The organism is Gordonia ajococcus (genome assembly GCF_012974285.1).
Lineage (GTDB): Bacteria > Actinomycetota > Actinomycetes > Mycobacteriales > Mycobacteriaceae > Gordonia > Gordonia amicalis.
On record NZ_CP052884.1, the window covers coordinates 4,529,025 to 4,551,151 of the forward strand.

Annotated in this window: 20 protein-coding genes; 8 read left to right on the forward strand and 12 right to left on the reverse strand. The window is 67.2% G+C overall.

Going from position 1 to position 22,127, the window contains the following annotated elements:
• Positions 1-252 precede the first annotated feature (252 nt).
• A complete protein-coding gene (locus GAA2_RS20450) occupies positions 253-1,461 on the forward strand; it encodes a sensor domain-containing diguanylate cyclase (protein ID WP_024499628.1) in 1,209 nt (402 codons plus the stop codon).
• Here the strand turns inward: GAA2_RS20450 and GAA2_RS20455 are convergent.
• The gene (locus GAA2_RS20455; protein WP_159405772.1) at positions 1,439-2,803 is read right to left on the reverse strand and encodes an FAD-binding oxidoreductase; all 1,365 of its coding nucleotides are present in this window, start codon (positions 2,801-2,803) and stop codon (positions 1,439-1,441) included. The two genes, GAA2_RS20450 and GAA2_RS20455, sit on opposite strands and share 23 nt — an antisense overlap.
• An 87-nt stretch (positions 2,804-2,890) precedes the next feature.
• On the opposite strand from GAA2_RS20455, the gene GAA2_RS20460 reads away from it, so the two are divergent.
• Entirely contained in the window at positions 2,891-3,316 is a 426-nt protein-coding gene (locus tag GAA2_RS20460; RefSeq protein WP_024499626.1) for a nitroreductase/quinone reductase family protein, read from the forward strand.
• Positions 3,317-3,388: 72 nt separating this feature from the next.
• Positions 3,389-4,333: a serine/threonine-protein kinase gene (locus GAA2_RS20465; RefSeq protein WP_159405771.1), complete on the forward strand. Its 945-nt coding sequence runs from the start codon at positions 3,389-3,391 to the stop codon at positions 4,331-4,333.
• A gap of 14 nt (positions 4,334-4,347) precedes the next feature.
• On the opposite strand, the gene GAA2_RS20470 is transcribed toward GAA2_RS20465, so the two are convergent.
• Positions 4,348-5,475, reverse strand: a complete 1,128-nt coding sequence (locus tag GAA2_RS20470) for an amidohydrolase family protein (protein WP_236577702.1) — start codon at positions 5,473-5,475, stop codon at positions 4,348-4,350.
• Between the two features lie 132 nt (positions 5,476-5,607).
• Here GAA2_RS20470 and GAA2_RS20475 point away from each other — a divergent pair, with 132 nt between their 5' ends.
• Positions 5,608-6,759 carry an FAD-binding oxidoreductase gene (locus tag GAA2_RS20475; protein ID WP_006437657.1) on the forward strand — a complete coding sequence of 384 codons (1,152 nt, stop codon included), beginning with the start codon at positions 5,608-5,610 and terminating at the stop codon, positions 6,757-6,759.
• Here the strand turns inward: GAA2_RS20475 and GAA2_RS20480 are convergent.
• From GAA2_RS20480 to dnaK, 8 genes are all read right to left on the reverse strand, one after another.
• Positions 6,753-7,835: a hypothetical protein gene (locus tag GAA2_RS20480; RefSeq protein ID WP_159405769.1), complete on the reverse strand. Its 1,083-nt coding sequence runs from the start codon at positions 7,833-7,835 to the stop codon at positions 6,753-6,755. The genes GAA2_RS20475 and GAA2_RS20480 overlap by 7 nt on opposite strands.
• Positions 7,836-7,868: 33 nt before the next feature.
• Positions 7,869-9,014 carry a hypothetical protein gene (locus GAA2_RS20485; protein WP_006437655.1) on the reverse strand — a complete coding sequence of 382 codons (1,146 nt, stop codon included), beginning with the start codon at positions 9,012-9,014 and terminating at the stop codon, positions 7,869-7,871.
• 46 nt (positions 9,015-9,060) lie between these two features.
• Positions 9,061-9,363 carry an antibiotic biosynthesis monooxygenase family protein gene (locus GAA2_RS20490; protein WP_006437654.1) on the reverse strand — a complete coding sequence of 101 codons (303 nt, stop codon included), beginning with the start codon at positions 9,361-9,363 and terminating at the stop codon, positions 9,061-9,063.
• Between the two features lie 74 nt (positions 9,364-9,437).
• Positions 9,438-9,905, reverse strand: coding sequence for an SRPBCC family protein (locus tag GAA2_RS20495; RefSeq protein WP_006437653.1), 468 nt, complete (start codon positions 9,903-9,905; stop codon positions 9,438-9,440).
• A 36-nt stretch (positions 9,906-9,941) separates the two neighbouring features.
• Complete coding sequence (locus GAA2_RS20500; RefSeq protein ID WP_006437652.1) at positions 9,942-10,340, reverse strand: heat shock protein transcriptional repressor HspR; 399 nt, start codon at positions 10,338-10,340, stop codon at positions 9,942-9,944.
• A 3-nt stretch (positions 10,341-10,343) separates the two neighbouring features.
• On the reverse strand, positions 10,344-11,546 hold the full coding sequence (dnaJ, locus tag GAA2_RS20505; RefSeq protein WP_096274705.1) for a molecular chaperone DnaJ: 1,203 nt from the start codon (positions 11,544-11,546) through the stop codon (positions 10,344-10,346).
• Between the two features lie 133 nt (positions 11,547-11,679).
• Positions 11,680-12,303, reverse strand: a complete 624-nt coding sequence (grpE, locus tag GAA2_RS20510; RefSeq protein ID WP_096274706.1) for a nucleotide exchange factor GrpE — start codon at positions 12,301-12,303, stop codon at positions 11,680-11,682.
• Positions 12,300-14,147, reverse strand: coding sequence for a molecular chaperone DnaK (dnaK, locus tag GAA2_RS20515; RefSeq protein WP_024499619.1), 1,848 nt, complete (start codon positions 14,145-14,147; stop codon positions 12,300-12,302). Before dnaK ends, grpE begins: the two co-directional genes overlap by 4 nt.
• 337 nt (positions 14,148-14,484) lie before the next feature.
• Here dnaK and GAA2_RS20520 point away from each other — a divergent pair, with 337 nt between their 5' ends.
• The 4 genes from GAA2_RS20520 to GAA2_RS20535 all read left to right on the forward strand — a co-directional run bounded on the left by GAA2_RS20520 (position 14,485) and on the right by GAA2_RS20535 (position 18,964).
• The gene (locus GAA2_RS20520) at positions 14,485-15,672 is read left to right on the forward strand and encodes a hypothetical protein (RefSeq protein ID WP_024499618.1); all 1,188 of its coding nucleotides are present in this window, start codon (positions 14,485-14,487) and stop codon (positions 15,670-15,672) included.
• Positions 15,673-15,683: 11 nt separating this feature from the next.
• Positions 15,684-16,766 (forward strand): DUF1214 domain-containing protein, encoded by a 1,083-nt coding sequence (locus GAA2_RS20525; RefSeq protein WP_024499617.1) that lies wholly within the window; start codon positions 15,684-15,686, stop codon positions 16,764-16,766.
• Entirely contained in the window at positions 16,766-18,028 is a 1,263-nt protein-coding gene (locus GAA2_RS20530) for a sulfotransferase family protein (protein ID WP_024499616.1), read from the forward strand. The genes GAA2_RS20525 and GAA2_RS20530 overlap by 1 nt, the downstream gene beginning before the upstream one ends.
• Before the next feature lie 105 nt (positions 18,029-18,133).
• Complete coding sequence (locus tag GAA2_RS20535; protein ID WP_024499615.1) at positions 18,134-18,964, forward strand: DUF1353 domain-containing protein; 831 nt, start codon at positions 18,134-18,136, stop codon at positions 18,962-18,964.
• A gap of 58 nt (positions 18,965-19,022) precedes the next feature.
• On the opposite strand, the gene lon is transcribed toward GAA2_RS20535, so the two are convergent.
• Both lon and GAA2_RS20545 read right to left on the reverse strand, forming a co-directional pair.
• Positions 19,023-21,350 carry an endopeptidase La gene (gene lon, locus GAA2_RS20540; protein WP_191834537.1) on the reverse strand — a complete coding sequence of 776 codons (2,328 nt, stop codon included), beginning with the start codon at positions 21,348-21,350 and terminating at the stop codon, positions 19,023-19,025.
• Positions 21,351-21,437: 87 nt separating this feature from the next.
• Positions 21,438-22,040, reverse strand: coding sequence for a glyoxalase (locus GAA2_RS20545; RefSeq protein ID WP_024499613.1), 603 nt, complete (start codon positions 22,038-22,040; stop codon positions 21,438-21,440).
• Between the last annotated feature and the right edge of the window lie 87 nt (positions 22,041-22,127).

A 22,127-nucleotide genomic window follows, 5' to 3' on the forward strand; every position in this document is an offset into this window, starting at 1 on the left:
GGTTGACCTTTGACCCAATATGCTCATTTCTGCATGGCGTCGTATTCAGATGTCAGTCGCGTTTGGGCTACCTGCTGAGGTCCCCCCGCGGAGGGGACGGGAGGACCTCGGCAGGTGCTTCCCACTCATATCTTCCTGCTTTCGCTTCTGCGACCGGGCTTCGGCGAATATTTCTCGCGCTGATGAAGTATCGTTAACGCCCCTCTAGACTTCGCATTGTTCGCCACACCCTCATTTCCGGAGCTCGATCAGGTGGAAGAAACGGTCGGCCGTTCGCCGAGATCCAGACCGTTGAGCGGGCTCGGTGGCGACTCGCTCACCGCTGAGATCGCACGAGGCGGGCAGCTCTACGACGAAACGCATCACGTCCTTCGGCAATTACGACTGCGCGAACGTCATATCCGCTACACCATCGCCGGGCTGGTACTGATCTTCGGCGTCGTGGGGGCACTCGGGCTCTTCACACCGAGTGGTTCGCAGGGGTCGGTATGGCGGTCACTGATCCTCGGCACCGCTGCCGCCACCACCGTTCCCACCGCGATGGCGGTGAGCCGAGTTCATCTGGGCGAGATGTGGTGGACCAAGAAATCACACGTCCGAGGATTCAACAACGTATTCGTCGCCTACGCGGACATCGGAGTGGCGGTGTGTCTGTTCGCCATCGCCGACCCACGTCTCGCGTTGTACTTCTCGGCGCTGTTCGCCGTGGTGGGTTCGTACAGCGCACATTTCGTGCGGGCACGCGTCGTGTATCTCCACATGGCTTTTTCGAGCGCGGTGACATGCACTCTCGGCATTCTCGCGTGGCACGACGGCGTTCCGCCGGTCACCGCGTTCTCCGCGACGCTCGCGCTGCTCGTCGCCGTGAACGGGACCGTCACCCTCCACCACGGTTACACCTCCGATCTCCAGCGGACCCTGAAACATCAGCTGCGGATGGCCAACACCGATCCGCTCACCGGATTGCTGAATCGCCGCGGATTCATCCTGGCGACGTCCACGCTGTTGCGCCGGGGGCAAGGGGATCGGTTCGCACTCCTCATCGCCGACGTCGACCGCTTCAAACGGATCAACGACGACCACGGCCACGGCGTGGGTGATCTCGTACTGCAGCAGGTCGCCGAGATCCTCCAGGGAGCAGTGGACGAGCCGGCGGTCGTCGCCCGGCTCGGTGGGGACGAGTTCGCGATCGCGATGCGGCTCGACGAAGCCGCGGCGCGTGCCGTCGCCGAAGACATCCGGGCTCAACCGATCGATACCGAGGACGGCGAGTGGGCGACCGTGAGTCTGGGTATCGCGGTGGGTCCGCTGGACCGCGACCAGATGTCCGACGTGGATGCAACCGCACGGATTCGACGCGACCTCGCCCTCGCCGACGATGCCCTGTTCTCGGCCAAGGCGAAGCGCCGCGGCAGCTATGCCGTCGTGCTGACCACGTCTACAGGATCACGCCCGGATTGAGGAGCCCCTCCGGGTCGAGGGCGTTCTTGATGAGCGCGGTCAGCTCCATCACGTCCGGTCCCACCTGGTCGGGCAGCCAGCCCTTCTTGAGGCGCCCCACGCCGTGCTCGCCGGTGATGGTGCCACCGAGTTCGATGGCGAGGTCCATGATATGACCGAACGCGGTCTGCGCACGGCCGGCCTCGGCGGCGTCGGTCGGGTCGAAGACGATCAACGGGTGGGTGTTCCCGTCGCCGGCGTGCGCGATCACCGAGATCATCACCTGATTGTCCGCGGCGATCTTGGCGACGCCGTCGATGAGATCGGGCAACGACGGCAACGGCACGCCGACGTCCTCGAGGAGCAGCGACCCGAGCTTCTCCACGGCCGGGATGGCCGCGCGCCGGGCGGCGGTGAACGCCTCCCCCTCGGTGGGATCGTCGGTGGCGAAGACCTCACCGGCGCCGTTCGTCTCGAAGGCGTTCCGGATGAGTTCGACCTCCTGGGCGCCGGCCGCCCCGGGTGCGTCGGACTGGGCGACGAGCAGCGCGCCGGCGTCGCGGTCGAGCCCCATGCGCAGCATGTCCTCGACCGCGTTGATGGCCACCGAATCCATGAATTCGAGCATCGCCGGACGGATCTCGCCGGTGACGGCGAGGACGGCACGGCTCGCGTCGTGGACCGAGTCGAAGATCCCGACGACCGTGCTCGCCGGCCCCTGGGGTGGCAGCAGCCGCAGGGTCACCTCGGTGATGATCCCGAGGAGTCCCTCGCTGCCGACGAAGAGTTTGGTCAGCGGGAGGCCTGCCGAGTCCTTGAGCTGTTTGCCGCCCACTCGCACCGCGCGGCCGTCGGCCAGCACCACCTGCAGGCCCAGGACGTAGTCGGTGGTCACCCCGTACTTCACGCAGCACAGTCCGCCGGCGTTGGTGGCGACGTTGCCGCCGATCGAGCAGATCTCGAACGACGACGGGTCCGGCGGGTACCAGAGACCCTCGGCCGCCGCCGCGGCCTTGACCTCCGAGTTGAACAGCCCGGGCTGCACGACGGCGGTCCGCGTCGCCGGGTCCACCGCGATCTCGCGCATCTTCTCGGTGGAGAGCATGATGGCGCCGTCCACCGCGGTCGAGCCACCCGAGAGGCTGGTGCCGGCACCCCTCGTGATGATCGGCACCCGGTTCTCGTGACACCAGCGAACCGTCGTCTGAACGTCTTCGGTCGAGGTCGGGCGGACGAGTGCGAGCGGGGTGCCCGCGGTCGGGTCCAGGGCACGGTCCTGGCGATACCCGGCAAGGATGTCGGGGTCGGTGATCACCATCCCATCGGGCAGCGCGGCGGCCAACGAACTCGTATCGGCACTCATACGTTCAGCGTATTCTTCGCCGCCCGGACCGCGGTTTCACTTTGACACACCGGCCGGTCGTCGCCGGGAAGGCGTATCAATGAGATCGTGAACGACTTCAACACCACCATCATCAACGAGTTCCGCACCAACAACGGACATGTCGAGACCGCAGGGTTCGGGAAGAACCTCGTCCTGCTGCACACCGTCGGCGCCAAATCCGGTGAGCCGCGGATCAGCCCGCTGTTCGGTCTCGCCGACGACGGCTCCTGGCTGGTCATCGGGTCCTTCGCGGGTTCCCCGACGACGCCGGCGTGGGTGCACAACCTGAGGGCCCACCCCGACTCGGTTGCCGTCGAGGCCCCCGCCGTCGACGGCATCGAGCGTCACGACACGCAGGTCACCGAGATCACCGACGACGACTGGGATGAGGCCTGGGCGAAGTTCACCTCGTTCACCGATCAGTTCGTCAAGTACACCGAGACCGCACAGGGCCGAAGGTTCCCGATCTTCCGCCTGACGCCGACGGCCTGACCGCGAGCCCGGGTCCCGACACCCCGATCGTCGCACCGCTCCGACCGGTCGTCGTCGCCTTACGCTGACAAGGTGTTCGAGGTTGGCGAATGCGTGGCCGGCTTCACCATCGACGAGTTCCTCGGCGGGGGTGCGAGTGCCGACGTCTTCCGTGCCCATCGCGACGACGGCAACGGGCCCGTCGCGCTCAAGGTGCTGCACCCGAACGCCTCCGACCACGGCCGGGTCCGCGAACGGTTCGAGCGGGAGTCCGGGATCGCCTCGCTGCTCGACCACCCGCACATCGTGCGGATTCGCGCGCACGGCGAGATCGCCGCGCCGCCCGGGTCTCTCGGCCCCCACCACCTGCCGTCGATGTGGCTGGCGATGCAGTACGCGCCCGGCCCGTCAGCCACTGCACTCGTGCCCGGTCGCACCGACGAACCCCACGTCGACACGATCCTGCGGGTCGCCGCACAGATCGCCGATGCCCTCGACCACGCCCACCGCCAGGAGATCCTCCACCGCGACGTCAAACCCGCCAACATCCTGCTCTCCCGGCCGGTCAGCCCCGACGGCGACACCCCCGCACCGGTGGACGCCTATCTCTCCGATTTCGGGATCGCCCAGTTCCTCGACGACACGAGGCCACTCGCCCGGAACGGGCGGGTGCAGGGTTCCATCGGGTACGCCTCACCGGAACTGCTTCAGGCACAACGTCTCTCGCCGGCCAGCGACAACTACTCCTTCGCATGCAGCCTCGTCGAGATGTTCACCGGCGAACCGCCGTACCCGCGACACACGTCGTTCGCGATCACCTACGCACACATCAACGACGAGCCGCCCCGCCTCACCCGACGCCGGCCGTGGCTCCCGTCGGCGATGAACTCCATCTTCGCCAAGGCGCTCGCCAAGTCGCCGCAGGACCGCTATCCGACGTGTACCGAACTGGTCGACATACTGGTCCGCCTCATGCGCGACGTGCCCGTGCCCGAACCGACCCGCTCACGAAGGTGGGGGCGTCCGCGTCACCTGTGACGAGATCCGACACGTCACGCGTCGTCGAGCTTGTAGACCCGGACCGCGGTGTCGCGGAAGATCCGTCGCAAGGCCTCGTCTCCCCATGGCGACGCGCAGTCGACGAGGGCTCCGACGAGTACGTCGATCGCGGCGTTGGGCCGGTCGATCGGGTAATTGGACCCGAACATGACGCGATCGGTACCGAAGTGGTTCACGACGTGTTCGACGAACGGACAGATCATCTCGGCGAGTGTCGTCTGCCCGCCGATGTTGCCCCACCGTTCGTGGCCGTAGCCGAGGACCGGCATCGCGAGACCGGAGAGTTTCACCACCACATTGCGATACGACGCCAGGGTGGTGATCCGTTCCCGCCATAGCCGCCAGATGTCCGCGCGCGCGGCGGCCGTCGCGCCCGTGCGAGTCCCGATCGGGCCGAAAACCCCGGCCGGCATCCCGAAATGATCGAGCACGATGGTCGTGTCCGGATACTCCCTCGCCAGCACGATGACGTCGTAGAGCTGATGGGAGTAGACCGCCGCCTCGAAGACGAGCTTGCGCCCCGCGAGCTCGGCGAAGCCGTCGAGGAAGGCGGTCGACGACAGGATGTTGTCGGCGTCGCCACCGTCGCGGACGCGTGGATCGGGGTGACGCGTCGCCACCAGCCGGACGCCTCGGACCCGCGGTGAGACGATGAGCTGCTGGTCGAGTGTCTCGGCGAAGTCGTGGTCCCGTGGATCACCGTGGGCGACGATCGCTCCGAGACGGGGAGCCCCCGCCTGACCGAACGGGAGGTCCTCCAGATAGCGCGTCTCCTCCACCGCGGTGCTGTGGGCGGACGCCTGTTCCCCGGCCGGAAACGCCTTGCGCCAGTGCGACTCGACGTGCACGACGGTGTCGATGGGCACACCGACGACCGTCGGCACGAGTGCGGCATCGGTGGCGTACTGCCGCGGCCCGTAGGGACGCGCGACCGTTCGCGGTGTCAGCACGAACTCGCGGTCGGCGCGCGAGGCGACGAGCGGAAACACCCGGTCCCCCAATCGGGGGACGAACCCGTACAGGCGCGACGAACGGGTTGCGGCCCAGGGAGTGCGCCGCAGATTCCAGTGCTGCACATGCGCGTCGACGATGGCCGGGAGGACACCGTCGAGGGACGTCATGCTGGTACCTTGCCATACCGGATCACAGTCCGACATACGATGGCGGATCCTGAATTCTGTCGGGTCGAGAGGCTAGTGTTGGGTCTCTTGGAAGAGGCGGGGACGAACGCCGACGGAGGTTGTCCAGAGAGAATGGCGAGCCACTCACGCCACACGTTGCATCAGCTGCGAACAGCGGTGAACCGGCAGCCCGACCGGTTCGCGACCAACGTCTTCACCCGGATGTTCGCGATCGACCCCGACCTCCGGGACCTGTTCGGCGTCTCGATGGCCGCACAGCAGATCGCCTTCCATCGCGTGATCGACCACGTCCTCGAAGCCATACCGGCAGAATCCGGCCACGCCGACCTCGTCGAGTTCCTCGCCCAGCTCGGTCGCGACCATCGCAAGTTCGGCGTCGAACCCGAGCACTACCACGTGATGTACTCGGCGCTCATGGGCGAGTTCGCCAGTCTGATGGAGGGGTACTGGGACTCCGAGGCCCAGCAGACGGTCTCCCAGGCGATGATGCTCGTCACCGGCGTGATGCGTGGGGCGGCCGAAACCGCCACCCATCCGGCGCGGTGGACGGCAGAGGTCGTCGAGAAGTACCGCATCAGCCGCGACCTCGCCGTCGTACGACTCATCGCGCACGCGCCACTGACATTCATCGCCGGCCAGTACCTCGAGGTCCACATCCCGCAGTGGCCGAAGCAGTGGCGCAACTTCTCGCCGTCGATCCCCCCGAATCCGGCCGGTGAGCTGGAGTTCCACGTACGGGCGATCCAAGGTGGGGCGGTCAGTTCGGCGATCGTCAGCGAGACCAGCGTCGGGGATGTCTGGACGCTGTCCCAGAGTCACGGCACGTTGCACGTCGACCGGGATCAGCCCGTGCTGATGGTCGCCGGCGGTACCGGTCTCGCCCCGCTGCGTGCGCTGCTCATCGAGATGTCCAAGCGCGCGGACTCGCCGCCGACCCACATCTTCTACGGCATGCGCCATCCCGGCGAACTCTACGACCTCAGTGTGCTGCGGCGGATCGCCGCCACCAATCCGTGGTTGCAGGTCACCGCGGTCTCGGAGGAAGAACGCGACCCGTGGTGGATCAGGGCGGTGGCGACGCCGGCCGAACTCGGGATCGAACACCGCATCGGCACCCTCGCCGACGTGGTTGTCGGCGCCGGGAACTGGGAAAACCATCAGGTGCTGATCGCGGGGTCGGCGCAGATGATCGAGGCGACCCGGCGACAGCTGATCATCGCCGGGGTGCGGGCGAGCCGCATCCAGCACGACCCCGTCTACTGACCCCGGGGCGCTGATTCTCCCGGCGCCGGCACCTCGATGGTGGTCGTCTCCGTCTCGGTGATCGTGGCAGCCGACACCTCTTCGGTCACCGTGGTCGTCCGGGTGACCGGACGCGGCGTGCTGGTGACCGTCGTGGTGCGGGCCTGCGGCGTCTCGGTCTCGGTCTCGGTGACCGTCGTCGCGTCTGCGGTGACGGTCACCGCCGCAGGGGTCTCGGTGACCGTCACCGGAACAGCTTCGGGGGTGGCCCTCTCGGCGGCCAGGATCAAGGTCAGCCCGACGGCGCCGAGGAACACCGCGGCGCCGATCGCGGCGCCGACGAACCACCAGCGTCGCCCCGTCGACACCCGCGTGGCCCCCGCCGGGGCCGACAGCGCCACCAGGGCGGCGTCGGCCGCGCCGATGGCCGACGCGAGCGGGGGGTTTGCGGCGACCGTGACGGGTCGCTGCGCCGCGTACTCGAAGGCGGGAGCGATGCCGGGCATCTCCGCGCCGGGTCCCACCACGATGATGGAGGTGATGTCGCGACCGCGCGGGAGCTTGGTGACCGCCGTCGCCAGAGCGGACGCCCCGTCGGGATCGGTGACGGGCGCGAGCCGGTTGGTGGTGAAGTCGGCGGTCCCGAGGACCGCACCCGACGTCGTGTCGACCGTAGCCACAGTGGTACCGGCCGCCGGGGCGGCATCGCGATCGAGGTCCACGACGGCCACGACGCCGCCTCGGGTGGCGTGGGTGCAGGCGATCTCGGCGAGCGCCGAGGCGTATCCGGTGACGACGACGCGGCGATGCCAGGATTCGCCTGCGGCGTCCGAGGCGAAGGCTTGCGCCAGGTGCTTGCGGACGTCCTCGCGAGAGGCGGAGACACCGATCTGGTCCACCACGACCGGAACCGAATCGACGAGTACGATGATCGCGGCCTCGACCGCGGGGGCCGAGGAATCCGGCAGGTCGACGAGATTGCTCGCCAGGATGTGCCCGTCGGCGTCCCGCACGACGGACGCGATCTGGTCGTCGACGACGGATATCCCGAGAACCACGGATCCGGGCAGTCCCCCACCCGCCGGATCTTGGGTCATCGTCACCTCCACATCGACGTTTGCCCATGAAGCCTAGCGGCTGTTACGCGATCCGTGGCAGCCGGACCGTCGCGGAGTACCTCGCCAGACCGACTCGGCCGGATGCTGGGTGTATGCGGCGTCGCGCACCGCCTCGTCGGTCTCCAGCCCCGCACCGAGCGCACCGCCGACCGTGGCGAGCGAACACGTCAGCCACGCGACCTCCAGGTAGTCGGTGATCCCGGGATCGTGGCCGAGTGCATCGCCGAAGACCTGCGGGACCACCAGGCACAGTGCGCCGGCGGTCGCGAGTACGAACAGAGCCGCATAGAACGCCGCGACGCCCAGCACGACGGTGATGACCGTGACGGTGTTGAACAGGACGATCTGTTCGCGCGACTGCCGCGACGATCCCCGCTCCCACAGGTCGGCGCCGATGATCAGGGTGGCGGTGATGGCGACGATCGAGCCGACGGCGACGCCGGTGAGCCGGACCCATCCGAAGGTGTCGGCCAGCAGCCAGATGTCGGCGGTCACCAGTGCGAACACGCCTGCGGCGATGGCGCCCGTGAGCGCACGGGTCAGCCCGAGCGCGAGGCGCCACGGCCGATTGGCGCGGACCATGCCGGTGAGGAGTCGGAGGTTGCCGGTCAGCACCCGGGCGGTGAAGGCGGTGCTCTCCTCGTCGGTGTCGGTGCCGAGCTGGCGGACGCGGTGCCGTAGCGGGGAGCGAGACGGCGACTTCTGATGCTCTCGGAGATCGTCCGCGTCGGCGCCGAGGAGCTGAGCGAGGAGACCGACCACCGTCCCGCGCGTCCGCTGACGCAGGCCGGTCGGACCGAGCGCGGGAACCGACAGGACCGCAACGCCGTGCACCGCGTTGGCATGGGCGACGACGGGGCGGCGTCCCACGTGTAGCGGCAGGTCGGTCAGGCAGACCACGAGGTCCCATTCCCGTTCGAGGAGAAGGTCTCTCGCGGCGTCGACGATCTGGGCGTCGGTCGCGGGCGGCTGCACCACGGACACCTCCACGACCTCGACCTGCCATCGGGCTCCGGGGAAGGTCGTCTGCACGTGCTCGATCAGATCCGCGTCGACGAGTTTGCGCGCGAGACCGATCGGCTGTCCGGGCGCGGCGACGACTCCGAGGACAACCGCCGGTTCGTCGCCGGATGACGACGCCTCGTCCTCGAACTCCATGTGGCGCCCTTCGTGTGGTGGTCGTCGCCCGGCGGCGACGAAGTGATCAGGCGGTGAATGTCTCGATCAGGGTGTGCTGTTCGACGGCCGAGGGAGCCTGCATCCCCGGCGCCTGCTTGTCGGAGTGCGACGCACGGAACGAGTCCGACTTCAGCCACGCCAGGAAGTCCTCCCTGGCGTCGAATTCCATCGTGGACACGTAAGGCAGGCCGTCGGCCTCCGGGCGCATCAGTGTCGCGCGCTGCAGGCCCGGGACGCCCTTCAGCGTGCTGCGCATCGACTCCGAGAACGCTTTCTCGAATGCCTCGGCATTCTCGGTGACATCGATGCGGTTGGTGATCACGAACATTCGTCGACTCCTGGACTCGGGTCTGATGGTCGCCGCCATCTTACCGACACCGTGTCGGCAAGAGGGCGGCAAGGTCAGCCGAATCGCTTCGCGAGCGCGCGCAGCGTGCCCTCGATGCCGTGACCGTTCTTCTTGTCGTACCCGATCAGTTCCATGATCTTCGGGATCTTGAGCGTCGAGTAATCGAAGGTCTCGGTGACCTGTGTGGTCGTCGGCGACGTGGACACCAGTTCCCAGCGCCAGCGATGGCCCATGGGGTGCTTCCATTCGACGACCTTGTCGGTCTCGACGTCGGTCGCGGTGGACGTGATGGTGTACGGGACGCCGAACTGCTTCATCCCCACACTGAATCGCGCGCCGGGGGTGAGCTTCTCCGGCCCCTTGACGGGTGTGTCGCGCACCGTGCCCGAACCGTCGAGTTCGTGATGCCGGTGCGGGTTGACGACGAGGGCGAAGACGTCGGCGACCGGCGCATCGACGACGATGCGCCGGGAGACGCGGTGCGGGCCCGTGTCAACGGTGGTAACGGTGTCGGATGCCATACATCCAACGTACGCGGGCCCTGCCGGTCGGTTCGCTCAGTCGACGGAACGCTTGCGCCGCGGCTGCCACACGACCAGCGCATTGGTCCGGGGCACCGGGACCAACTCGCCGCCGCGACGGTTCCGCGACGCGGCAACCTCGTCGGAGAGTTCACGGATACGCTGCTGGAGCGCCTCGACCTGATTGCTCAGATCGATGATCCGTTTGATACCTGCGAGATTGACGCCTTCTTCCTGCGAGAGACGCTGGATCTCTCGCAGGAGTTCGACGTCGCGGGAGGAGTAACGGCGTCCGCCCCCACTCGTCCGCTGCGGGGTGACCAGACCCAGACGGTCATAGGTGCGCAGGGTCTGGGCGTGCAATCCGGCGAGCTCGGCGGCCACCGAGATCATGAAGGTCGCGCCATCGGCGTCGAAGTTCTTGTGGCCGGCCATCACTCATCTCCCCCAGTTCGCCCGTGGATCGAATCCGCTTGCCCGCTCGGCCTGATCGTAGGCACGCATCGCCTCGATCGCGGCGTCGTCGAGCTTGTCCGGCACCGCGACCTTGACGGTGACGAGCAGGTCGCCTGCTCCGCCGGACCGCTTGGGGACGCCGCGGCCACGCACGCGGAGCGTCCGGCCGTCGGTCGTGTTCGGTGGGATCTTGACCCCGACCGAACCCTCGAGGGTCGGTACCGAGACCGTCGCGCCGAGAACGAGTTCGGAGATCCGCACCGGCAACTGCACGCGAAGGTCGTTGCCGCTGCGCGTGAACTGCTTGTGCGGGGTCACGTGCACGACGACGTACAGGTCGCCCGACGGCGCTCCGCGGCGTCCGGCCTCACCCTGTCCGGCAAGCCGAATCCGTTGACCGTCTTCGACTCCCGCCGGAATGCGCACGTTGATGGTGCGGGTCCGATTCTTCACGCCGCTGCCGGAGCAGTCGCCGCACGGGTCGTCGATCCGCGAACCGGTGCCCTGGCAGTCCTGGCAGGGTTCACTGAACCCGAACGCGCCCTGGTTTCGGCTGACGAAACCGGAGCCGTTGCAGTTGGGGCACACTCGCGGGCTGGTGCCCGGCTTGGCGCCTGAACCGTGGCAGGTCGTGCACGGGGACGGGCTGGTCACCCGCAGCGGGACCGTCGTACCGAGGGCCGCGTCCTTGAAGGACAGCGTGGTCTCGGTCTCGAGATCCTTACCGCGACGCGGACGGCTGGCCGTCGACGTGCGTTGGGTTCCGCCGCCACGGTTGAAGAGACCCTCGAAAAGGTCTCCGAAACCGCCGGCGCCTCCCCCGCCGGTCTGGGCACCGCCGAACAGGTCACCGAGATCGAAGTCGTTGCCACCGGTCGTGTAGGTCGTACCGCCGTCGGGGAAGCCACCCGGGAATCCGTTGCCACCTCCGCGGAATCGTCCGCCGGCGAACATGGCCCGGGTCTCGTCGTACTCTTTGCGCTTCTCGGGATCACTGAGCACGCTGTGGGCTTCGGACACCCGCTTGAAGCGCTCTTCGGCCGCGGAATCGCCGGGATTGGCATCCGGATGCAGCTCGCGTGCGAGCTTGCGATAGGCCTTCTTGATCTCTTCAGCCGAAGCGTCAGAAGCAACGCCCAGGTCCTTGTAGAAGTCGTGTTCCAACCACTCACGTTGTGGAGCCACCAGACGTCACCTCCTCAAAAGTCTTTTGTTGTCTGGATTGATATTTCGGTTGTGTTCGTACTCTCGCCAGAGAGCCCTGAGGTGCGAGGCGCGTGCTCTCGCTCCTCGCACCCCAGGGCCACAGACGGTCGATCTATTGTGCACCGGCCTGGTCACCGGCGGGCTCGGGATCGGTGACCGTCACCATGGCGGTACGGATCACCTTCTCGCCCAGCCGGTAACCGCAGCGATACACCGCGCCGATGACGGGGTGGTCGCCGGTGCCGTCGTGCTGAACTGCCTCGTGGAGTTCAGGGTTGAACTCGTCACCCGAGGCACCGAAGGCCTCGAGGCCCTCGGTGTTCAGCACACCGGCCAGCTTGTCGGCGACGGCCCGCAGCGGACCGCTCTCGAGATCGCCGTGCTCACGGGCACGGTCGAGGTCGTCGAGAATCGGCAGGAGCTTGTCGATCAGGATCTGCTTGCCGTAGGCAACCGATCCCTGCTTCTCCTCGGCCGCGCGTCGCCGGAAGTTGGCGAACTGCGCGCGTTCCCGCTGCAGATCCGCCGTCAGTTCGGCGACCCGCGCATCTGGCGACGTCGCATCGGCCGGCTGTTCGTTGTCGGGCTCGTCCACGACGGGTTCGGCGTCGGCCGGGCCGGGGCCGGCGGCCGGCTCGTCGCGCACCTCACCCGTTTCCGGGTCGATGCGACGACGGTCGGTCACCGTCACCGGCTCCTCGCCGGACCCATTCGTCGAATGGGATCCTGCGGTCACTTGTTCTCCTTGGCGTCGGCGTCGTCCACGACCTCGGCGTCGACGACATCGGACTCGCTGTCGGCGGCTGCGCCGGCTTCACCGTTGGGGGATTCCGCAGCGGCGTTGGCGTAGATCGCCTGGCCGAGAGCCTGCGACTCCTCCGACAGCTTCTCGATCGCGGTCTTGATCGCGGCCGAGTCGGTGCCCTTCAGCGCTTCCTTCGCGTCGGCGACCGCAGCCTCGACCTTTTCCTTCACGTCGGCCGGGACCTTGTCCTCGTTGTCCTTGAGGAACTTCTCGGTCTGGTGGACCAGCGACTCCGCCTGGTTGCGGGTCTCGGCCTCCTCACGACGCTTGCGATCCTCGTCGGCGTGAGCCTCCGCGTCCTTGATCATGCGGTCGATCTCGTCCTTGCTCAGGCCGGAACCCTCCTGGATGCGGATCGAGTTCTCCTTGCCGGTGCCCTTGTCCTTCGCGGTGACGTGCACGATGCCGTTGGCGTCGATGTCGAAGGTCACCTCGATCTGCGGGACACCCTGCGGCGCAGGTGCGATGCCGCCCAGCTCGAAGCTGCCGAGCAGCTTGTTGTGCGAGGCGATCTCGCGCTCGCCCTGGTACACCTGGATCTGCACCGACGGCTGGTTGTCCTCGGCCGTGGTGTAGGTCTCCGACCGCTTGGTCGGGATGGTGGTGTTGCGCTCGATCAGCTTGTGCATCACGCCACCCTTGGTCTCGATGCCGAGGGACAGCGGGGTGACGTCGAGCAGCAGCACGTCCTTGACCTCACCGCGGAGAACACCGGCCTGCAGGGCGGCGCCCACGGCGACGACCTCGTCCGGGTTGACACCCTTGTTGGGCTCGCGGCCACCGGTCAGTTCCTTCACCAGATCGGTGACGGCCGGCATACGGGTCGAGCCACCGACGAGCACGACATGGTCGATGTCGCCGACGGAGATGCCCGCATCCTTGATGACGGCCTGGAACGGGGCGCGGGTGCGCTCGAGCAGATCAGAGGTGATCCGCTGGAACTCGCTGCGCGAGAGCTGTTCGTCGAGGAACAGCGGGTTCTTGTCGGCGTCGACGGTGATGTAGGGCAGGTTGATCGAGGTGCTCTGCGAACTCGACAGTTCGATCTTCGCCTTCTCGGCAGCCTCACGCAGACGCTGCAGAGCCATCTTGTCCTTGGTCAGGTCGATGCCCGAGGTGGACTTGAACTTCTCGACGAGCCAGTCGACGACGCGCTGATCCCAGTCGTCACCACCGAGGTGGTTGTCACCGGAGGTCGCGCGGACCTCGACCACACCGTCGCCGATCTCGAGCAGCGAGACGTCGAAGGTGCCGCCACCGAGGTCGAAGACCAGGATGGTCTGTTCCTTCTCACCCTTGTCGAGTCCGTACGCCAGCGCGGCCGCGGTGGGCTCGTTGACGATGCGGAGCACGTTGAGGCCGGCGATCTGGCCGGCTTCCTTGGTGGCCTGACGCTGGGCGTCGTTGAAGTATGCGGGCACGGTGATCACGGCGTCGGTGACGTCTTCACCGAGGTACGCCTCGGCGTCGCGCTTGAGCTTCATGAGCGTGCGCGCGCTGATCTCCTGCGGGGTGTACTTCTTGTCGTCGATCTCGATCGTCCAGTTGCCCTCACCCATGTGGCGCTTGACCGAGCGGATGGTGCGGTCGACGTTGGTGACCGCCTGGTTCTTGGCCGGCTGACCGACGAGTACTTCTCCGTTACGCGCGAAGGCGACCACGGACGGCGTGGTCCGCGAGCCCTCGGCGTTGGCGATGACCGAAGCTTCGCCACCCTCGAGCACCGAAACCACGGAGTTGGTGGTGCCGAGGTCGATTCCAACAGCACGAGACATGTTTGGCTTCCTCCTAGTTTGTGGGTGTGCACCCAAGTCCTTGTGCCCCCGCGGCCTGAGACGCGGGGATGATGTCCGAACCCTGCGCGAGGTGGACTTCAGTGCGTCCGACTCATGTCCTACTGAATTCGGAGCGGCGAGTCAAACCTACTTGAGTCTGGATCGCTCAGGTTTCTCGAAGTGTGTAACGGGGGTCCCACGGGGTTTGTTCCCGCGCCGCCGGGAAAAGTTGAGCGGATTTCACTCAAGCCGTGTGGTCCTTGACACACCGGCCGCCACCGTGCAGATTTCAACAGGAAGCAAGCGATTCCACTTCGACGAATCCGAGGACCCGCACATGACGCTGCCCCGACCGACGACCGCCGAACCCGGCTCCGCTCCGATACGTCCCTATCGGATCGCCGTGTGGGGTCCCGGCGAAGTCGGCGGCGCGGTCATCCGTGCCGCGGTCGCCGACCCGGCGTTCGAGGTCGTCGGTGCGCTGGTGCACAACCCGAAGAAGGACGGCAAGGACATCGGTGAGCTGGTGCGCACCGATCCGATCGGGATCGCCGCCACCAGAGACCGCGAGGCCTTCAAGGAGCTCGACGTGGACTGCGTCGTCCTCACCCCCGCACCGGCCGCGGTGATCAAAGGGCTCGACGACGACGTCATCGATCTGCTCGAGTCCGGGAAGAACGTCGTGGCGACCGCCGCTTATCACAACGTGTCGATGCCGAACTGGCTCAGCCCCTTCCGCAAGTCCCCGCAGCGCATGCTCGAGGCGTGCCGCACCGGCGGCGCCACCCTGCACGGGACCGGTGTCCATCCGACGTTCATCGTCGAACGGGTCGCGATGACGATGGCCAAGGCGATGTCGTCGGTGAGTCATGTGCGATCCGTCGAGGCTGTCGACTTCTCCCGTGCCGGATCCATGTGGGGCGGCCTGGAAGCACTGGGTTTCGGCGCCGACCTGGACTCCCTCAGCGCCGAGTCCCCGGTCGCGCGCGGCGGCGACATCTACTACGGCGACCTCACCGGCAACGTCGCGCACGCGTTGTACGGCGCGGACAGTGCCGAGGTCAGGGTCGAGACCTCATTGCGCGGACTGCCCGCCGAACGTGACGCCCAGGTCGGTGCGACGACCATCAGGAAGGGCACCGCTGCGGCCCTGCATTTGACTCATCGCGGCTACCTCGGCGACCACCACTTCTTCACGAACGAGGAATGCTGGTATCTCGCTTCGGTACCCACTCAGCCCGCTCGCTCCGCTCCCGGCGCCGAACTCGTGTACCGGGGCGATGACCTGCCGTTCGGCGGGTTCACCAGCCCGATCGCGTACACGCTGGTCATCAGCGGCGAACCGGCCGAGATGCGGGCACAACTCGAGTTCGGCATCGGGTCCGGGCACACCAACCCGATCACGACGGCGTCGGTGCGGGCCGTGCTCGATGCCGTCCCGGCGGTGGTCGAGGCCGAACCGGGCATCCTCGTCGACGACGTGGGCCCCCACTACCGGCACGACGACCGGGTCCGACTCCCGTGAGCCAGGAGCCGATGAGCCACGAGGCGCGGCCGGAGGTCGCCGCGTGGAACGGCCTGGTCGACGCACTCCGGACCGCCGGCGACAAGCTCGCGGCCGACACCGCCGACCTCGATTCGGCCGAGCAGGCGGACGGGTTCCGTGCACTGGTCCGCGGGCTGTCGAATCAGTTGTCGCGCTTGGAAGCCGACCGTGAACGTCCCGAGTTGGTGCCGTTCAACGGGTGGCGACACAAGTTCCTGATGGACAATCCCGACTTCAAATACTGGGTCACCGAGGTCCGCGGGGACCGCACCTACCGCATCCGCGGGAACCGCGGGGATGCGTCGTACCTGTCGGTGACCGTCTACAAGCGGACCGGCGGCATCGGCTCGGAGGCGACAGCCCGCATCGACAGCGACGCCATCGGATTCGACGACGACGGCGGCTTCGAGATCGTGGTCGGCGGTACCGCGCCGGGTGCCGGGGACTGGCTGGACCTTCCGGAACGCTCCGGGGCGATCTGGGTCAGGTTCTTCCACGGCGATGTCGCACACGACGAATTGGGCTGGTGCAGTATCGAACCGGTGGTCGAACCGCCGGTTCCGCCGTCGATCGATCCGGACAGGTTCACTTCTGCGCTGGGCACGTTGGCGGCCACGACGTCCATGCTGCCGACGATCTTCGAGATCTCGACGAAGGACGATCTCGATCCGCCCAACACCCTGCGGCACTGGTCGGAGATGGCCGGGGGCGCGGTGTTCACCGAACCGGGCATCCACTACGTCCGCGGTGGCTGGCAGCTCCAACCGGATCAGGCGCTGGTCATCGAGGGCGACACCGTCGAGTGCCGGTATTGGAACATCCTGGCCTACAGCCGATTCCTGAACTCCCTCGACTTCCGGTACCGGCCGGTGTCGTACACCGGTGCCACCGCCACGGTGGTCGACGGTCGCTACCGCTTCGTCGTCGCGGCCGAGGATCCCGGTGTCGGAGACTGGATCGATTCCGAGGGAAGGGACTTCGGCATCGTCGTCATTCGTTTTCTCCAACCGACGGACACCCCTCCCCTGCCCTCGGTGCGGGTGGTGCAGCTCCACGAACTGCGAGGTGAATGATGGTCGCCTGGACCCCGCCACCGCGCACAGCGGTCGCCGAGAACATCTATGCGGCAGCGGAAGCCGATCGCGCTGCACGACCCGATCGGTATCGGCTGGGCGCCGGCGCGGTCGATGCGATCGTCGAACGGGCCACCGCGAAGCACGGGGTCGAGGGTCTGGGCGAGCCGGCGCAGTGGCGTCCCGGCCTGGAGCAGTACCTGGAATCGGCCGGCGAGGACGGGCGGTTGAACGCCGTCGGCGTCCGGAATGCGCAGGACGCGGTGATCGGAAAGCTGCGGGCGCGCTCCATCTTCGACAAGACCCTGCGGGAGAACCCCTCGGTGAGTGAGCGTGATGTGCTCCCGCCGATCGTGATCATCGGGGGCTGGCGCACCGGGACGACGTTCCTGTATCGGCTGATGGCCCGCGATCCCCGTCTCCGCGCGCCACGCCCGGTGGAGTTGTACGCCCCGTGGCGGGTTGCACAGCTGTCGCCGGACGAGCGCGAGCAGCTGATCGAAACCCAGGCCGCCGAGCCCAATCCACTGCACATGCTGAATCCGGCGATGGCCGCGGTCCACGATTCCGGGCCGGCACTGCCCGAAGAGTGCGTGCTCGGAATGGGCACGACCATGCGCAACTGGGCGTTCAGCTCGACGATGCGCCTCGACAGTTACTCGCGCTGGCTGGCGGAACAGGACTTCGCCGGCGAGTACGCGGCGCACCGCACGATGCTGCAGATCCTCGACGATGGTTCCCGACGACGCTGGCTGCTGAAGGCACCGGCCCACACTCCCGAACTCGCCGACCTCGCACAGACATATCCCGGAGTCTGCATCGTTCATCTTCACCGCGACATCGTGGAAACCGTGGCCTCCGGCGCGAGTCTGTTCGCGACATACCGGTCGACCTACAGCGACGACGTCGACGGGCACGACGTCGGGCGGTTCCAGATCCAGCAGTCCGAGTTGTGGTTCCGGCGGGCACTCGAATTTCGCGACTCCCCTGCAGCCGGATCGGCGACCGTCCTCGACATCGACTACCAGGACCTGGTGTCCCGACCCGAGGAGACCGTCGGCCGGGTTTATGCCGCGGCCGATGTCGAACCCCCCGACATCTCGTCGATGCTCATCGAGCACAACGCCGAGCAACCGCGGCACAGCAAGGGCAGACATCGTTACGGTCCCGAGGAATTCGGGATCGACCCCGGAGCCTTGCGCGAACGGATGGCGTTCTACACCGACGTCGTCGCCGAGTGGACGTCGCACCCGGTGTCCTGAGGGCAGGACGACGACCGGTTGCACTTGTGTATCCGACGAGCCGATTTCTCGCCCGCACACCGTCGAACGGGGTTACCGTCGCGGTGTCGGACTCGGGAGGTCGAGATGGGCGAGGTCACGTCGGTAGAGGCCGAGACGGATGTCCGGTGGGTGCCGTGGCGGGTGGCGCCACATTCGGGTTTCGAAGTCGACGATCCCACGGGCAAGGGCAGCGTCCGGGTGGTCCAGGTCGACGATCGGCAGTTCGTCGTACTCAACACCTTTCGTTACTCGGACCCGGATGTCGAGAAGGACCTGTCGACGCGACTGGTCCGCAGCGGGATGAGTGACGCCCGGGCACGCGCGGCAGTTGACGACGCGCGGACTTTCGTCCCACGTGAGGACAATCCCACGGATCTGGCGTCGGTCCCGCGCTTCATGCGGTGGTTCGAGGACTCGTACGGGCGGCACACGCTAGCCGCGATGATCCATGACGAGCTCATCAGCGACGCGGTCAACTCCGGCGCGCTGCAGAGTGACACGCTCTCCGACCGCTTCTTCCGGGAGATGATGCGTACTTCCGGGGTCCCCTGGCTGAAGCGCTGGCTCATGTGGTCCGCGGTGGCGCTCCGCACCCGTTGGGTCGCAGGCGGTTACCGCCGGTGGAGCATCGTGCTGTGGCTGTTGCTCAGCGTCGTCGGGATCACTGCGACGGTCGGTTCCGCGGGCGCGTTGCTGTTCGACTGGCCGTGGCCGGTGTCGTCGCCGGCGTGGTCGCTCGTGGTGGCACTGCTGATGATCTTCGTCGCCGCACCGCTGTGGGGGCGACAGTGGGCCGCCAGCCTCATCGCCGCGGTCGGTGCGTTGTGGCTCGTGCCCGCCGCTGCGGTGACGAGTCTCGCCTGGCTTGTGTACGTGGTGCTGGAGAGGATCGCCCGGGATCTGGGGCTTCGGTGACAAGGGCGGGGCGTCGTCCGGTGGTCCGGACGACGCCCCGCTCTGGTGTGTTCCGACGTCAGGCCGCGCTGACCTGTTCTCCCGCTGCGGGTTCCAGTGCCTGCGCGACGATCTCGGCGACATCGGTCATCGGACGCACGTCGAGGGCGTCGAGAACCTCAGCCGGCACGTCGTCGAGGTCGGGTTCGTTGCGCTGCGGGATGAAGACGCTCTTCAGCCCGTTGCGCTGTGCGGCGAGCAGTTTCTGCTTGACCCCGCCGATCGGCAGGACACGCCCGTTCAGCGTGACCTCACCGGTCATGCCGACCTCGGCACGCACCCGTCGACCCGTCGCCATCGACACCAGTGCGGTGACCATGGTGACGCCCGCACTCGGCCCGTCCTTGGGCACCGCTCCGGCCGGAACATGCACGTGGATGGTCTTGTTGAGCAACTCCGGGTCGACGCCGAGCTGCTCCGCGTGCGCCCGCACGTACGACAGCGCGATCTGTGCCGACTCCTTCATCACGTCGCCGAGCTGGCCGGTCAGCTTCAGTCCGGGATCGCCGTCGGTGGCGTTGACCTCGATGAAGAGGACATCACCACCCATTCCCGTGACGGCGAGACCCGTTGCGACACCGGGGACTGCGGTTCGTTCGGCCGATTCCGGGGTGAACCGGGGACGGCCGAGGTAGTCGCGCAGGTCCGGCTCGTCGATGGTGATCGGTGCGCTCGCCTTACCCTGCGCGAGGTTGGTCGCCGCCTTGCGCAGCGCCTTTGCGAGAAGCCGTTCGAACTGTCGCACACCGGGTTCCCGGGTGTAGTTCGCCGCGATCTCGCGGAGCGCCGCGTCGGTGACGGTCACCTCGTCGGTGGTGAGTGCCGCACGCTCGGCCTGCCTGGGCAGCAGGTAGTCGCGCGCGATGGCAACCTTGTCGTCCTCGGTGTAGCCGTCGAGGGTGACCAGTTCCATGCGGTCGAGCAGGGCCGACGGGATGTTCTCGATGACGTTGGCGGTCGCGAGGAACAGGACGTCGGACAGGTCGAGATCGAGGTCCAAGTAGTGGTCGCGGAAGGTGTGGTTCTGCGCGGGGTCGAGGACCTCGAGCAGCGCCGCGGCCGGGTCACCCCGGTAGTCCGAGCCGACCTTGTCGATCTCGTCCAGCAGCACAACGGGATTCATCGATCCCGCCGCGCCGATGGCACGCACGATGCGGCCGGGCAACGCACCGACGTAGGTGCGCCGGTGCCCGCGGATCTCCGACTCGTCGCGCACACCTCCGAGGGCGACGCGCACGAACTTGCGGCCCAGGGCCCGGGCGACACTCTCGCCGAGCGACGTCTTGCCGACGCCGGGCGGACCGGCCAACACCATGACGGCACCCGATCCACGTCCGCCGACGACCTGCAGGCCGCGTTCGGCGCGTCGTGCTCGCACCGCGAGGTACTCGACGATGCGGTCCTTCACGTCGTCGAGGCCGTGGTGGTCGGCATCGAGGATCTCGCGGGCCCCCTTGATGTCCGTGGAATCCTCGGTGCGGGTGTTCCACGGCAGGTCGAGGACGGTGTCGAGCCAGGTGCGGATCCACCCGGTCTCCGGCGACTGGTCGCTGGCGCGTTCGAGTTTGCCCACCTCCCGGAGTGCGGCTTCGCGCACCTTCTCGGGCAGGTCGGCTTCGTCGATGCGCGACCGGTAGTCGTCGGCACCCTCGGGTTCGTCCTCGCCGAGTTCCTTGCGGATGGCGGCGAGTTGCTGACGAAGGAGGAATTCCTTCTGCTGCTTGTCCATTCCCGCACGGACGTCCTCGGCGATCTTCTCGCTGACCTCGGACTCGGCGAGATGGTCGCCGGTCCACTCGATCAGCAGGCGCAGGCGCGCGGCCGTGTCGGGTGTTTCGAGGAGCTCACGTTTCTGCTCGTCGGTGAGCCAGGATGCGTAGCCCGAGGTGTCGGCGAGGTCTGACGGGTCGGTCATCTTGTTGACCGCATCGATGAGCTGCCACGCCTCGCGACGCTGCAGCATCGCCAAGACGAGTTTCTTGTACTCGCCGGCCAGGGTCCGGACCTCGTCGGTGACCTCGGAGTCTTCGACCTCGGTCACATCGACCCACAGCGCCGCGCCGTGGCCGGGCGTACCGGTCCCGATCTGAGCCCGCTGCTCACCCTTGACGACGGCGGCCAGTCCACCGCCGGGGATACGCCCGACCTGCACGATCGAGGAGATCACCCCGTAGGTGGGATACCGGTCGTCCAGGCGTGGGGCGACCAGCAGTTTTCCGGTCTCGCTCGCCCGCGCGGCGTCGACGGTGGCCTGAGCGGCATCATCGAGCGGGATCGGCACGACCATGCCGGGCAGGACGACAACGTCCGGGACGAAGAGGACCGGCAGTGAATATGTCTGCGACATGAAACCTCCAGAGTTAAGCCTGACCGACTCAACTGAGGTGGCTGGAAGTTTGTTCCCGCGTGGTTTATGCCAGGGGCGAACGAAGAGTCACTCCCAACTGAACCCATCCGGATCGACGAACTGCCCGGCGTCACCGCCGATCATCAGCCGATGCGACCCGGAACCCGCGGCGTCGACGCCGGCATCCTTGGCCGCGGCTTTCCGGCCGTAGAGCGCGAGTTTCACCGAGTCCGGGCCGCTCTCGAACTCGACGTACTTGCGGCCGTAGCTCTTGCCGACCACGAACCCCCGGTCCACGTAGAACTGCTTGGTGGCCGCGACGTCGTCGACGCCGAGCAGCAGGACCAGGTCGTCGAACTCCCGGGCCCGTGCACCGGTCGGCTTCTTCGACGAGCTGGCGACCTTCCAGATCGCGCCGTCGGGCGCCTGGACCACGCCGCCGTAGCCCCAGAAGGACTTCTTGGCGGGCTTGAGCACGGTGGCGCCGGCGTCGATCGCGGGTTCGAGGAAGGAATCGGCGACCGTCGGGTCGGCGACCACGAGCGAGATCACGAAACCGCGAAAGCCTTGGCTCGGCGATGCGGCGGCCTGGAACCGCAGCCGATCGCCGAGTCCGAAAGCCTTGTCGTAGAAGACCTCCGCAGCGCTGATGTCCGGAACTTCGAGGGTGAGTGCGTTGATGTTCGTCATGCTTCGACGCTATGGCGCGTCGAAGCGTTCGCGCTTCTCGATTCCTGATCGATCGGTTCTGGTCAAGCGCTCACGAGCGTTCGGCTG